Raw genomic sequence first — 13758 nt, 5'->3', positions numbered from 1 at the left:
CTGCAGGGGGGACCCTGTGGGAGAGTAGGACGCCGCCGAACAATTTTTAGTGAAAGCCCCTCCCGGGGATACCGGGAGGGGCTTTCCGCATTTCCGGACAAGGACTTTCGGGCAAGGATTTCCGACAAGGTATGAAGGCAAGCAGGGGAAGCCCGGAGAGCGCGGACGGGGGAGCGGGGCCGGGACTCACCGAAGGAGTCCCGGCCCCGCAAGGGTGTACGTGAGGATCCGACCGAAGTGGTCGGTAGCAGACAGCCGGTCAGCGCTGGGCGCGCCGCTCGGCCTTGGCGGCGGCTTCGGCCTCGTCCTCGGCCTCGGCGACCTCCAGGGTGGGTGCGGCTCCGCCGAGGTGGGCGGGGAGCCACCAGGTGTCGTCGGGGCCGGCCGGCTCGCCGGGGTACTCGCGCTGGGCGCGGTCGAGCATCTCGGACATGGCGCTCCGCAGACGGCGGGTGACCATGACCGGCTTGTCCTGGGGGGTGAGCTCGATGGGCTCGCCGATCATGATGGTGACCGGAATGTGACGCTTCGTCAGCGTCTTCGGGCGGCCCTTGGTCCAGAGCTGCTGGGTACCCCAGAGCACCACCGGGAGCAGCGGAGCTTCGGCGTCCGCGGCCATCCGGGCAGCACCGGTCTTGAACTTCTTCAGCATGAAGGAGCGGCTGATGGTGGCCTCGGGGAACACCCCGACAACCTCACCCTGCTTCAGGGCCTTGACGGCCGCTTCGTACGCGGGCTGGCCGTCCGTGCGGTCCACCGGGATGTGCTTCATTCCGCGCATCAGCGGACCGGAGATGCGGTGGCGGAAGACGTCGTCCTTGGCCATGAAGCGGGTCTTGCGCTTGCCGCCCCGATAGGCACCCATGCCGGCGAAGAGAAAGTCCAGGTAGCTGATGTGATTGCTCACCAGGACCGCGCCGCCCTCGGAGGGGACGTGTTCGGCGCCGTCGATTCTGATCCGCAGGTCGAGTGCCCTGAAGACGGTGAGCGCCGTTCCGATCACCGGCGGGTACACGAACTCTGCCATGGTCAGCCCTACTTCCCACGGGCCTACCGCCCGGTCAGGTGGTACCCGGGGCGTGGGTGGTGGCCGACGGAAGGGGCGGCACGCCGCGGCGGCCACGGGTGATACACGGAGATAATCCCCCGAAGGGGTGCCCTCTGTCATCTGAGCACGTCCGGAGGTGACGAATGCCGCACTCCAGGGCGTCCTGGGCGGCGTGTCCGGGCCGACGGGCATCTGCCTCCTCGGGTGGAGCGAGCTGTGGTATGGCGCAGTCTGTACGGCGAGCGGCGTCCGGGTGCGGGCAGGGGTGATCGCCGCAGCGCGGCTGTGGGTGGTCGTCTACGTCGTCCAGGGGCACTCGACCGGTGAGAGTGCCGGGGCGCACACTGGGGCGATGACCGGGCCGGCGGTGCGGTGCACGTACTGGCGGGCGGCTGCGGGCCGCGACGGGCCGGGCGGGACGGGCGGGACGGAAGGGCTGAAGGTGCTGCAGGAGCGGACGAAGGACGCGGTGGTACGGCTGTCGGCGGACGAACTGGGCCAGGAACTGGGCGAGCGGGCGACGCTGGTGCAGTTCTCGACGGCGTTCTGCCAGCCCTGCCGGGCGACCCGGCGGGTGCTGGCGGAGGTCGCGGGGATGGTGGCGGGGGTCGCGCACGTGGAGATCGACGCCGAGGAGCGCCTGGAGCTGGTGCGGCGGCTGGAGATCCGGCGCACCCCGACCGTCCTGGTGCTGGACGCGGACGGCAGGGTGGTGCGCCGGGCGTCCGGCCAGCCCCGCCGCGCGGACGTGATCGTGGCGCTGGGCGCGGCGGTCTGAGGAACTGTCCGGGGCCTCGCCGGGACCGGTGACGGGCGCGTCCGAGGGCTTTGCGAGGCCGATGCGTTGCAGGGCCTTGCGGAGCCGGGCCGCGGTCGCGTCGTGAGGCCGGGCCTCAGGAGCGCTGCGAGGCCGATCCGGCGGTGCTTCGGGGCCGCTCCGCCGGGCGACCCGGAGGTGCCGCAGGCGGACCGTCCGGCAAGGTGAATCTTGTCAAGACCGTTCAATCTCACAGTGGATCTGCTGCGCAGTCAGGTGGAGTAGGGCCCGCCCTGAGGCAGGATGGGCGCAGACGGCAGTGCAGCCGTCCCGCACCTCCTCTGGCCAGCGTGCTTCGAGGGGTCCGGGACGCTCGGCCGGGCGCCGGCAGCGCTAAGCTACTGGCCAGTAGTGACGGCTAAGCTACTGGCGAGTATGCTGCCAGGAAGTTCCGGACGGGCACAGCTATAACCGCTGCCCGGAGTGGGCACTGGAGTGTGTCTACAGCCCACTTGCACAGCCGCAGCCGCCGGACGAGACCAGTACAGGAGACAGGCCGTGAGCTTGAGGATCGTTGTCTGTGTGAAGTACGTGCCCGACGCGACCGGTGACCGTCGCTTCGCGGACGACACCACCACCGACCGGGAGGCCGTGGACGGCCTGCTTTCGGAGCTGGACGAGTACGGTGTGGAGCAGGCGCTCAAGCTCGCCGAAGCTCACGGCGACGCCGAGGTGACCGTCCTGACCGTCGGCCCGGACGACGCCAAGGACGCCCTGCGCAAGGCGCTCTCGATGGGTGCCGACAAGGCCGTCCACGTCAACGACGAGGACATCCACGGCACCGACGTGATCGGCACCTCGGCGATCATCTCCAAGGCGCTGGAGAAGACCGGGTACGACCTGGTCGTGTGCGGCATGGCCTCCACCGACGGCACCATGGGTGTTCTGCCGGCCCTGCTGGCCGAGCGCCTGGGCCTGCCGCAGGTCACCCTGCTCTCCGAGGTCTCGCTCGAGGGCAACACCGTCAAGGGCCGCCGCGACGGCGACGCCGCCACCGAGCAGCTCGAGGCCGAGCTGCCCGCCGTGATCTCGGTCACCGACCAGTCGGGCGAGGCGCGCTACCCGTCCTTCAAGGGCATCATGGCCGCCAAGAAGAAGCCGGTTCAGGAGTACGACCTGGACGACCTGGGTGTCGAGGCGGACGAGGTCGGCCTGACCGGCGCCTGGACGGCCGTGGAGACCATCACGGCCCGCCCTGCCCGCACCGCCGGCACCGTGGTCAAGGACGAGGGGGAGGGCGGCAAGCAGCTCGCCGCCTTCCTCGCCGAGCAGAAGTTCATCTGATCCATCTGACCCATTGACGTGGTGACTGCCCACACTGGGAGTGGCGGGCAGTTCGGAGATACAGGAGACATTGAGCGATGGGTGAGATTCTCGTCCTCGTCGACCACGCCGACGGTGTGGTCCGTAAGCCGGCCCTCGAGCTGCTGACCCTGGCCCGCCGGATCGGCGAGCCCTCGGCGGTCGTCCTGGGTGCCGGTTCCGCCGCCGCCGACATCGCCGCCAAGGCGGGCGAGTTCGGTGCGGCCAAGGTGTACGTCGCCGACGGCGCCGAGTTCGCCGACCAGCTGGTCGTCCCCAAGGTGGACGCGCTGACCCAGATCGCCAAGGCCGCCGGTGCGGCCGCGGTGCTGGTCACCTCCTCCGGTGAGGGCAAGGAGGTCGCGGCCCGCGTGGCGCTGCGTCTGGAGTCGGGCATCATCACCGACGCCGTCGACCTGGAGGCCGGTGACGGCGGTCCGGTCGCGACCCAGTCGGTGTTCGCCGCCTCCTTCCAGGTGAAGTCCAAGGTGTCGCACGGCACCCCGGTCATCACCGTCAAGCCGAACGCCGTCGCCCCCGAGGCCGCCCCGGCCGCCGGCGCAGTCGAGAACGTCACCGTCGAGTTCACCGGCAAGGCCGCCAAGGTCGTCTCCCGCACCCCGCGGGTCTCCTCGGGCCGCCCGGAGCTGACCGAGGCCGCGATCGTGGTCTCCGGTGGCCGTGGTGTCGGTGCCGCCGAGGGCTTCGGCGTGGTCGAGGAGCTGGCCGACTCGCTCGGTGCCGCCGTCGGTGCCTCGCGTGCTGCCGTCGACGCCGGCTGGTACCCGCACAGCAACCAGGTCGGCCAGACCGGCAAGCAGGTCTCGCCGCAGCTGTACATCGCGGCGGGCATCTCCGGCGCGATCCAGCACCGCGCCGGTATGCAGACCTCGAAGACCATCGTCGCGATCAACAAGGACGAGGAAGCGCCGATCTTCGAGCTGGTCGACTACGGCGTGGTCGGTGACCTGTTCACCGTCCTGCCGCAGCTGACCGCCGAGGTCAAGGCCCGCAAGGGCTGACGGTTCGCCAGGTCGTGGTGCGAACCTAGTGCGGCTGCCGAAGGGCGCGGCCACCCGGGACTCCGGGGGCCGCGCCCTTCGGCGTCGTGGGGCTCCCCGATCATGGCGTTGCGGGGCGGCGTAGAGTCCGCGGCATGGGACTGTTGACGGCACTTGAGGGCGGGTACGGCGATGCCGCCGACGCGCTGCGGATCGACGGGTACGCGATGTCACGCGAGCGGTTGCTGACCGCCGCGACGGCGGTGGCCGACAGGATCGCCGGCGCGCCGGCGCTGGCGGTGCTCGCCCGACCGACCGCCGAGACGGTCACGGCTGTGGTGGGCGGCCTGCTGGCGGGCGTACCCGTGGTGCCGCTGCCGCCCGACTCCGGACCCACGGAACGGGAGCACATCCTGCGGGACTCGGGTGCGGCCCTGCTGGCCGTCCGGCCGGGGGACGAGCTGCCGGCGGGAGGGGTGGGGGCCGGGATCGAGGTGCTGCCGGTCGAGCTGACGGCGCGTGCGGAGCGATCGCAGGGCTCCGGTGGCGCCGGGGGCGCGTACCCCGAACCCGCGCCGGAGCGTACGGCCTTCGTGCTGTACACCTCGGGTACTACCGGCGCGCCCAAGGGAGCGCTGATCCCGCGGTCGGCTGTCGCCGCCGACCTGGACGCGCTGGCCGAGGCCTGGCAGTGGACCGCCGAGGACACCCTGGTGCACGGTCTGCCGCTGTTCCATGTACATGGGCTGGTCCTCGGTGTGCTCGGCGCACTGCGGACCGGGAGCAAGCTGGTGCACACCGGCCGTCCCACGCCCGGGGCGTACGCCGCAGCTCGCGGCAGCCTGTACTTCGGGGTGCCGACGGTCTGGGGCCGGGTGGCCGCCGACGAGTCCGCGGCGCGGGCGCTCGGCGGGGCACGGCTGCTGGTCTCCGGCAGCGCGCCGTTGCCGGTACCGGTCTTCGAACGGCTGGCGGCCCTCACCGGCCAGGCCCCGATCGAGCGGTACGGGATGACCGAGACCCTGATCACCGTCAGCACCAGGGCCGACGGCGAACGACGGCCGGGCAGTGTCGGGCTGCCGCTCGAAGGGGTGCGCACCCGACTGGTCGGCGAGGACGGCTCGCCCGTCCCGCACGACGGCGAGACGGTGGGCGAGCTGCAGCTGGCCGGTCCGACGCTGTTCGCCGGGTACCTGAACCGGCCCGACGCCTCCGCCGAGGCCTGGACGGAGGACGGCTGGTTCCGCACCGGAGACGTCGCGGTGATCGACCCGGACGGCTTCCACCGGATCGTCGGCCGCGCCTCGGTCGATCTGATCAAGAGCGGCGGTTACCGGATCGGCGCGGGTGAGGTCGAGGCCGCCCTGCGGGACCATCCGGCCGTCGCGGACGCGGCGGTGGTCGGCGCGCCCGACGAGGACCTCGGCCAGGCCGTCGTCGCCTTCGTGATCGCGGACGGCGCGGTGACGGGTGACCGGCTGATCTCCTTCGTCGCCGAGCGGCTGTCGGTGCACAAGCGGCCCCGGCGAGTGGTGCTGGTGGAGGAGCTGCCGCGCAACGCGATGGGCAAGGTGCTGAAGAAGCAGCTGCTCGAACGGCTCTGAGGTCCCGCCGGACTCCCTCGCCTCGGCGGACGGCGAAGCGGACTCCGCGGGCGGTGCAGGTCGGCCGGGCGACCGTGCCTCCGCTCGGGGGCCGCTCGCGCTGCTCCCACGCTCCCGTGGCGCCGCCCGGGCGCCCGCCGGGGCCGGGGGATCGGCGGACATGTGCCGGGCGGCCGGGAAATGACGGTGCGGCGGCGGGCCAGGTATGGCCGGGGCCCCGGCGCGGGTACCACCACGATTGGCGCGAAGCCAGGAACATCCGAACCGCGTCGCCCGGTGCGTCCGGCATCGGGCGGCGCCGAAGGCAGGGGACGCTGTGATCGTCTGGGTCAATGGCACATTCGGGGCGGGCAAGACGAGCGCCTGCCGTGAGCTGGTGGAGTTATTGCCCGGGAGCGTGCTGTACGACCCGGAACTGGTCGGGGCGGGGCTGCGCCGGATGCTTCCCGTGGACCGGATGGCCACCGTCGCCGACTACCAGGACCTACCCTCCTGGCGGCGCCTGGTACCCGAGGTCGCGGCGGCCCTGTTGAGCGAGGTCGAGGGCCCGCTGGTGGTGCCGATGGCCCTGCTCAGGGAGGACTACCGGGACGAGATATTCGGAGCACTCGCCGCCCGTGGACTGGCCGTGCACCACTTCGTACTGGACCCTGCGGAAACGATCCTGCAAAGGCGGATCGACGGACGGGAGGAGTGCCCGGGCGACCCCGAGGCCAGCGCCAGGGTGCGTACCTGGTGCCGCGAGCACCTGCCGCAGTACCGGGCCGCCAGACGCTGGCTCAGCCGTGACGCCCGGCTGATCGACACCGGCGGGCTGACGCCGCGAGAGACCGCCGAGGTGCTCGCGGAGCTGGTCAAGGACGGCGTCGCGCGCTGTCCCATCGTGCAGAGCGTCGACACCACCGGGGACACGGTGGCGGCCGCGGTCCTGCTCTTCGACGAACAGGACCGGGTGCTGCTGGTCGACCCCGTCTACAAGCCCGCCTGGGAGTTCCCCGGCGGGGTCGTCGAACGCGGAGAGGCCCCCACCGACGCCGCGCTGCGCGAGACCGCCGAGGAGCTTGGCCTGCGCCTGGAAGCGCCCGCGCTGCGCCTGCTCGCCGTCGACTGGGAGCCGCGCACCGGTCCGCGCCGGGGCGGACTGCGCCTGGTCTACGACGGCGGGCGGCTGGACGCGGCCGCCCGCGCGACACTGCGCCTGCCTCCCGAGGAGCTACGCGGCTGGCGCTTCGTCACCCTGGACGAGGCGGCCGGACTGCTCACGCCCGGGCGGCTGCGCAGGCTGGCGGCCGCGCTCGACGCACGCGAGCGGGGCGAACTGCTCTACCTGGAGGCGGGACGCCCGGCCGCGGCGGGTGCGGCGGCCAGGTGAATCCGGAGCCGAGCAAGGGGAGTTGACCTCAGGCGCACGGCGGTCGGACCGGTGATGGACACCACGTCCCGACGCCGGCAACACGTAGGCGGACCGCCCGGAGTGCGGCGGGTGTACGCGCCCGTGCCATGAGCCCCCTGCTCCCGCGCTCGCCGCCGCGACCGGCGCGTCAAACGGCGATTGCTCGGCACGGCCCCGGTACCCATGGGCCGCGCACGCCGGTTCGCCGAGCAGCGGCGCGCACCGCTCGAGGGCGCGTGGCTGCCCACCGTGGCGCAGCCGACCGGGCAGGATGGGTTCGTGCCGTTCACCTTGAGCCATCCCGTCGCGGTGCTGCCGCTGCTGCGCGGCGGACGGGGGCGCGGGCCACTGGTGGCACTGGGACTGGTCACCGGGGCGCTGGCGCCGGACGTGCCGTTCTACGCGGAGTCGGCGGTGCGCGGGGCGTACGGGCTCGGGACAATCACGCACCGGTGGTGGGCAGTGCCGACGGTCGACGTGGTCCTCGCGGGCGGGCTGGCGGCGGGCTGGCAGTGCCTGCTGCGGGAGCCGGAGCTGGCGCTGCTCCCCGCCCCCTGGGCGGCGGCCGCCCGGGCGGTCACCACGGGAGGCGGGCGCCGGACGCTCGGGTGGTTCGCGGTGTCGGCGGCGCTCGGTGCGGCGACGCACGTCGGGTGGGACGAGTTCACGCACCAGGGGCGGGCCGGGGTCCGCACGTTCCCGGTGCTGGCGCGGCGGGTCGCCGGGGTGCCGGTCTACCAGGTGCTGCAGTACGGCGGTTCGGCCCTCGGGCTCGCCGGACTCGCCCGGTACACGGTCGCGCTGCTGGCGGCCGAACGAGGGCCGGGACGGGCGCCGGAGCCATCTTGGCCGGCCACCCCGCAGGCGGCCGGAGTGGCCGCGCTCGGTATCGGTGCGGCGGTCGGTGCGGCACACCGGCTGCTGCGCCGCCGCAGGGCCTCCCGGCTCGACGAGTGCTGCTTCGGCGCAGGTGCCGGACTCGTGCTCGGGGCGTCGGGCCACGCGCTGGCGGTACGGCTGTTGAACCGGCCTGCGCAGCGCGGGTGACCGGCCAACTGGCAGTGGACATCGAGGAGTTCGGTAGTCGTGTCATGGTCAGCCGGTCAGCCGGTCAGCCGGTCAGCCGGTCAGCCGGTCAGTCGGTCAGTCGGTCAGGCGTCGAGTGTGGAGTCCTGGGTGGCGTCGCCGATCTCGGGACGGCCGCACCGGGGCGGCGGCGGGGAGCCGGCCGGTGCGGAGGAGAGCGCTCCGGTGCACCGGCCGGCCGCGGTGGCTACGAGGCCGAGCCGTCGGCGTAGTTGCGCAGGAACAGCGCCTCCGTGAGGGCCATCCGCTCCAGCTCCAGCGGGTCCACGCTCTCGTTGACCGCGTGGATCTGGGTGGTCGGGTCCTCGACGCCGATCAGGATGATCTCGGCCTGCGGGTAGAGGGTGCGCAACGTGTTGCACAGCGGGATCGAGCCACCCTCGCCGGAGGCGACCATGTCGACGCCGAAGGCCTCGCGCATCGCCGCTCCCATCGCCTCGTACGCCGCGCCCGTCATGTCGGCGCTGAACGCCTCACCACCGCTGATCCGGTTCACCGTGGCGCGGGCACCGAACGGGACCGCCTCCTCCAGGTGGGCGACCAGGGCGTCCTGGGCTTGCTGCAGGTCCATGCCCGGCGGGATCCGCAGGCTGACGCTGGCCTTGGCGGTGGCCTGCACCGAGGAGGTCGCGCCGACCACCCCGGGAGCGTCGATCCCGAGGACCGTCACCGAGGGCCGGGCCCAGAGCCGGTCCGCGACCGTGCCCGTGCCGGTCAGCGAGACGCCGTCCGGCACCCTGGCGTCGGCCCGGAACTGCTCCTCGGGGTATGCCACGCCGGTCCAGGTCTGGTCGGAACGCAGCCCGGCGACCGCGACGTCACCGTTCTCGTCGTGCAGCGTCGACAGCACCCGGATCAGTGCCTGCAAGGCGTCCGGTGCGGCACCGCCGAAGGCGCCCGAGTGCAGGTTGCCGGGCAGCGTCTCGACGGCGATCTCGACCACGGTCATCCCGCGCAGCGAGGCGGTGACGGTCGGCAGGCCGGGGGCGAAGTTGCCGGTGTCGCCGATCACGATGACGTCGGCGGCCAGCAGCTCCGGGTGCTGCTCGGCGTAGCGCTCCAGACCACCGGTGCCCTGCTCCTCCGATCCCTCGACGATCACCTTCAGGCCGACCGGGAAGCCGCCGTGCACCTCGCGCAGGGCGCGCAGCGCGGTGAGGTGCATCAGGATGTTGCCCTTGCAGTCCGCCGCGCCGCGCCCGTACCAGCGGCCGTCGCGCTCGGTCAGCTCGAAGGCGGGGCTCTGCCAGGCGGCTTCGTCCAGCGGCGGCTGCACGTCGTAGTGCGAGTAGAGCAGGACGGTCGGCGCGCCCTCGGGGCCGGGCAACTCGGCGTAGACGGACTGGGTGCCGTCCGGGGTGTCGAGCAGGCGAACACCCGTCAGGCCCTCGGCGGCGAGGGCGTCGGCGACCCAGCGGGCCGCCCGCTCGCACTCCTCCACCGGGAACTGGCGCGGGTCGGCGACCGAGCGGAAGGCCACCAGCTCGGCGAGGTCGGCCTTGGCACGCGGCATCAGGGAACGGACGGCCGCCGCCAGGGGCTGCTGGTTCATCGACTTCTCCGAGAGACGTTCGGGGGACTGGCGTCCAGGGGGACTTTCGATCATAGGGCGGACCGGGCGGGGCAGCTCACACGGCATAATCTGATGGCTTGGCGAATCCGGTGCGCAGACTAGGATTGATGCCTGTGACTGACTCCGGTACCTCTCACGACCAGGCCCGCAACGACAGCCCCGCCGAGCCCGATCCGCTGGGCGGCGTGTGGGACGTGGTGGTGGTCGGCGCAGGGCCGGCCGGGTCCTCCGCCGCGCACGCCGCGGCCGCGCAGGGCCGCCGGGTACTGCTGCTCGACAAGTCCGAGCACCCGCGCTACAAGACCTGCGGCGGCGGCATCATCGGCCCGTCCAGGGACAGCCTGCCGCCCGACTTCAAGCTGCCGCTGCAGGACCGGATCCACGCCGTCACGTTCTCGCTCGGCGGCCGGTTCACCCGGACCCGCCGCTCGAAGCGGATGCTGTTCGGCCTGGTCAACCGGGACGAGTTCGACCTGCGTCTGGTGCAGGCCGCCGAGCAGGCCGGCGCGGTGCTGGTCACCGGGGTCACGGTCAGCGGCGTGGAGCAGGACGAGGACGCGCGCACCGTGTTCGTCACCACCGCCGACGGGCGGCGGATCGAGGCCCGCGCGGTGGTCGGCGCCGACGGCAGCGCCAGCCGGATCGGCCGGCACGTCGGGGTCACCTTCGACCAGATCGACCTGGGCCTGGAGGCCGAGATCCCGGTGCCGGAGTCGGTCTCGGAGTTCTGGGCCGGAAAGATCCACCTGGACTGGGGCCCGCTGCCCGGCTCGTACGGCTGGGTCTTCCCGAAGACCGACTCGGGCACGCTGACCGTCGGCGTCATCTCGGCGCGCGGCGACGGCGAGGCCACCAAGCAGTACCTGGCCGAGTACATCCGGCAGTTGGGCCTGGCCGGGTTCACCCCGAGCATCGAGTCGGGGCACTTGACCCGGTGCCGGGCCGAGGACTCGCCGCTGTCCCGTGGCCGGGTGCTGGTCGCGGGCGACGCGGCCGGGCTGCTGGAGCCGTGGACCCGCGAGGGCATCTCGTACGCGCTGCGCTCGGGCCGGCTGGCGGGCGAGTGGGCGGTCAAGGTCGCCGAGGCGGACGGAATGACCGCGGTACGGCGCCAGGCGCTCAACTACGCCTTCGCCATCAAGGCGGGTCTCGGGGTGGAGATGCGAGCCGGGAAGGTGATGCTGAACGCCTTCGAGCGGCGGCCGCACCTGTTCCACGCGGCGGTCTGCCTGATCGACCCGGCCTGGCGGGCCTTCGCCCGGACCACCCAGGGGCACACCACCTTCGCCCGGGTGATGCGCGACCACCGGGCGGCGCGCAAGCTGGCGTCCTTCGCCGCGCGCTGAGTCCTGCCCCGGGACGGACGGGCCGGGATCTCCGGTCCGTCCGCCAGGTGCTGCTCCGGGCCGCTGTCGGGCTCGGTGATCAGGGCGCCGCTCGGGATGCCGCCCGTCGGCGGGCACGGTGGGAGGACCGGGCCGCAGCGCCGATCGACTTGCTGCTCGGGTGAATAGGCTGGCGGTCAGCCGTTCAGCTGGTCGCCCAGCGGCGTGCGCGCGTACAGCACCACCCGGCCGTGCCGGGTGCGGCCGACCAGGCGGGTGGCGAACAGCACCCCCAGGTGCTGGCTGACCGCGCCCGGGGTGACGCCGAGCCGGGCCGCGAGTTCCGTGGTGGAGGCGGGCTCGTCCAGCATCGCCAGCAGCCGCGCCTTCGGGGCGCCGAGCAGTTGCTCCAGGTCCCGCCGGGCCGGCGTCGGCCGCGGGGCCGGGGACATCCCGGCCTGTCCGCGCGCCGGGTACATGATGGTCGGCGGATGCTCGTCGCTGATCGAGGTGACCGCACCGGTGGCGAAGCAGGTCGGGACGAACACCAGGCCGCGCCGGGCCACCTCGATCTCGATGTCGTGGTCGGCCCAGTCCCGGCGGATCGTCAGGACGCCGTCCGCCCAGTGCAGCCGCCCGTCCAGGTCCGTGAAGAGCGCTGCCGCGCCGCGCTCGGCCAGGATCCGGGAGCGGTGCACCACGTCCGCGTGCAGCACCGGGCGGGCGCGCGGCCACCAGGCGGGCGCCAGGCAGCGCTCCCAGTACTCCGCCACCGCGTCGGCGATCCGCCCCAGCAGCCCGGCGGGGTCGGACAGCCCGGCGGCCAGTGGCTCGGGCAGCACCCGGTCGTGCGGCAGATGGGTGTTCTCCAGCTCCCGGCGCAGCCGCTCCGGCGGAAGCGACCTGACCCGTGCCAGCTCGCTGTGGAAGTCCGGGAAGGGGGTGGCCGGACGGGGGGGCAGGAAGTCCGGGACGTTCTTGTTGGAGGTCGCCACCAGGGAACGGAGCAGCACCGTGTCCAGCCGCTCGAACCCGGGCCGGAGCCGGTCGAGCCACTCGGTCTGCAGCGGATAGCTGCCCGGGTGCTTCCACATCCGCAGGCTGAGCATCGCCTCCTGCAGCGGCGAGATGGCGAAGGTGGCGCTCGCCAGGTCCTCCGTACTGAGCCGGAACAGGTGCATCCGTCCCCCCGACGATCCTCTCGCGCCGCCGGACCGGCCGACGTCGCAGCCCCCGCTGCGCCTTCAGGCGTTAGCCATAGCCTAAATGAGTACCGGGAACGGCCCGCGGACGGTGGGATCGTGGCATGACCCCCACGACAACCGTCACTCCGTCCGCCGTGCCCGCACGCCGCCGCAGCCCGCTGCACCCCGATCCGATGGTGCGCCGGCTCGCCGGGATCACTCTGATCAACTGCCTCGGCAACGGCCTCTTCGCGACTCTCGGCGTCCTGTTCTTCACCCGGCTCCTCGGCTTCGGCGCAGCTCAGGTCGGTACCGCGCTCACCGCCGCCGGACTGTGCGGAGTGCTGGCAGGCATCCCGGCCGGGCGGGCCGCCGACCGCTGGGGAAGCAAGCCGGTCCTGGTCACCCTGGTCACCATCGACGCCGTCGGGACCGTCGGATACGTTCTGGTCCACGACTACGTCGCGTTCCTGCTGCTCTCCTGCCTGGTCACGGCGGTGGACCGAGGGTCCGCCGCCGTCCGCAACGCCCTCTACGCCGAAGTCCTGCCCGCCGAGCGCCGGGTGGCCGGCCGGGCCTACCTGCGGGTGGTCACCAACGTCGGACTCGGTGCCGGTACGGCCGTCGCCGCGCTCGCCCTGCAGGCCGACACCAGGGCTGCGTACGTATCCGCCTTCCTCGGCGACGCGCTCTCCTTCGTACTGGTCGCGGTGCTCTTCGCGCTGATCCCGGTGCCGGTCCGGGCCAGGACCGCCGACACCGACGGTGCCGCCGTACAGGGCAAGGACCGCAACCCCGCGCTGCGCAATGCGCCCTTCCTCGCGGTGACCGGGCTCAACGCGCTGCTCGGGCTGCAGTTCGCGATGCTCGAGGTCGGCGTGCCGCTGTGGATCGTCTCGCACACCCATGCGCCGCGGGTGATGGTCGCCGGCTCCATGATCGTCAACACCTTGGTGGTCGTCGCTCTCCAACTCCGGGCCACCAAGGGCACCGAACAACCCGAGGCGGCCGGCCGGATCTTCGGCCGGGGCGGCCTGCTGGTCGCCGCCTCCTGCCTGGTGCTGGCCCTGGCCGGTGGTGTTTCCGCCTGGGCCGCAGCACTGCTGGTGGTCGCCGGCGTCGGACTCCAGGCCCTCGGTGAGATCTTCTCCCAGGCCGCCGGCTGGGCGCTGAGCTACGACCTCGCGGGCGAGGGCGCCCACGGCGCGTACCAGGGCGTCTTCGGCACCGGTATGTCCACTGCCCAGATGCTCGGCCCAGCCCTGATCACCACCGTGGTGATCGCCCACGGGCCGGTCGGGTGGGCCCTGCTCGCCGCGATCTTCGCGAGCAGCGGGCTGGCGATGACGCCGACGGTGCGCTGGGCGCAGCGCCGGAAAACCGGTAGTGGCACGCACCAGGGCAGTTGAGGGCTTCCGGTCCGCG

Annotated in this window: 11 protein-coding genes; 8 read left to right on the top strand and 3 right to left on the bottom strand. The window is 72.8% G+C overall.

Features of this window, described 5'->3' with window-relative positions; translation table 11 throughout:
* Positions 1 to 259 precede the first annotated feature (259 nt).
* Positions 260 to 1027 (bottom strand): lysophospholipid acyltransferase family protein, encoded by a 768-nt coding sequence (locus ABD369_RS31960; RefSeq protein ID WP_344640092.1) that lies wholly within the window; start codon positions 1025 to 1027, stop codon positions 260 to 262.
* Positions 1028 to 1400: 373 nt separating this feature from the next.
* Here ABD369_RS31960 and ABD369_RS31955 point away from each other — a divergent pair, with 373 nt between their 5' ends.
* From ABD369_RS31955 to ABD369_RS31930, 6 genes are all read left to right on the top strand, one after another.
* Positions 1401 to 1826 carry a TlpA family protein disulfide reductase gene (locus tag ABD369_RS31955; protein ID WP_425557825.1) on the top strand — a complete coding sequence of 142 codons (426 nt, stop codon included), beginning with the start codon at positions 1401 to 1403 and terminating at the stop codon, positions 1824 to 1826.
* A gap of 537 nt (positions 1827 to 2363) precedes the next feature.
* Complete coding sequence (locus tag ABD369_RS31950; RefSeq protein ID WP_344640091.1) at positions 2364 to 3149, top strand: electron transfer flavoprotein subunit beta/FixA family protein; 786 nt, start codon at positions 2364 to 2366, stop codon at positions 3147 to 3149.
* A 77-nt stretch (positions 3150 to 3226) separates the two neighbouring features.
* Complete coding sequence (locus ABD369_RS31945) at positions 3227 to 4189, top strand: electron transfer flavoprotein subunit alpha/FixB family protein (RefSeq protein WP_344640090.1); 963 nt, start codon at positions 3227 to 3229, stop codon at positions 4187 to 4189.
* Positions 4190 to 4323: 134 nt separating this feature from the next.
* A complete protein-coding gene (locus ABD369_RS31940; protein ID WP_344640089.1) occupies positions 4324 to 5772 on the top strand; it encodes an acyl-CoA synthetase in 1449 nt (482 codons plus the stop codon).
* 316 nt (positions 5773 to 6088) lie between these two features.
* Positions 6089 to 7144 (top strand): NUDIX hydrolase, encoded by a 1056-nt coding sequence (locus tag ABD369_RS31935; protein WP_344640088.1) that lies wholly within the window; start codon positions 6089 to 6091, stop codon positions 7142 to 7144.
* Positions 7145 to 7348: 204 nt separating this feature from the next.
* Entirely contained in the window at positions 7349 to 8212 is an 864-nt protein-coding gene (locus ABD369_RS31930) for a DUF4184 family protein (RefSeq protein WP_344640087.1), read from the top strand.
* A 226-nt stretch (positions 8213 to 8438) separates the two neighbouring features.
* Here the strand turns inward: ABD369_RS31930 and ABD369_RS31925 are convergent, their stop codons facing one another.
* Positions 8439 to 9803, bottom strand: coding sequence for a dipeptidase (locus ABD369_RS31925; protein WP_344640086.1), 1365 nt, complete (start codon positions 9801 to 9803; stop codon positions 8439 to 8441).
* A gap of 128 nt (positions 9804 to 9931) precedes the next feature.
* On the opposite strand from ABD369_RS31925, the gene ABD369_RS31920 reads away from it, so the two are divergent.
* Positions 9932 to 11170 carry a geranylgeranyl reductase family protein gene (locus ABD369_RS31920; RefSeq protein WP_344640085.1) on the top strand — a complete coding sequence of 413 codons (1239 nt, stop codon included), beginning with the start codon at positions 9932 to 9934 and terminating at the stop codon, positions 11168 to 11170.
* A gap of 176 nt (positions 11171 to 11346) precedes the next feature.
* Here ABD369_RS31920 and ABD369_RS31915 read toward each other — a convergent pair whose 3' ends face one another.
* Complete coding sequence (locus ABD369_RS31915) at positions 11347 to 12330, bottom strand: ArsR/SmtB family transcription factor (protein ID WP_344640084.1); 984 nt, start codon at positions 12328 to 12330, stop codon at positions 11347 to 11349.
* A 125-nt stretch (positions 12331 to 12455) separates the two neighbouring features.
* On the opposite strand from ABD369_RS31915, the gene ABD369_RS31910 reads away from it, so the two are divergent.
* Positions 12456 to 13742, top strand: coding sequence for an MFS transporter (locus tag ABD369_RS31910; RefSeq protein ID WP_344640083.1), 1287 nt, complete (start codon positions 12456 to 12458; stop codon positions 13740 to 13742).
* Positions 13743 to 13758: the final 16 nt, after the last annotated feature.

Origin of the sequence: Kitasatospora cystarginea, from assembly GCF_039533515.1 — a bacterium.
Lineage (GTDB): Bacteria > Actinomycetota > Actinomycetes > Streptomycetales > Streptomycetaceae > Kitasatospora > Kitasatospora cystarginea.
The sequence above is the reverse complement of the archived record's forward strand: the minus strand, read 5'-3'. Positions and strand labels throughout refer to the sequence as shown.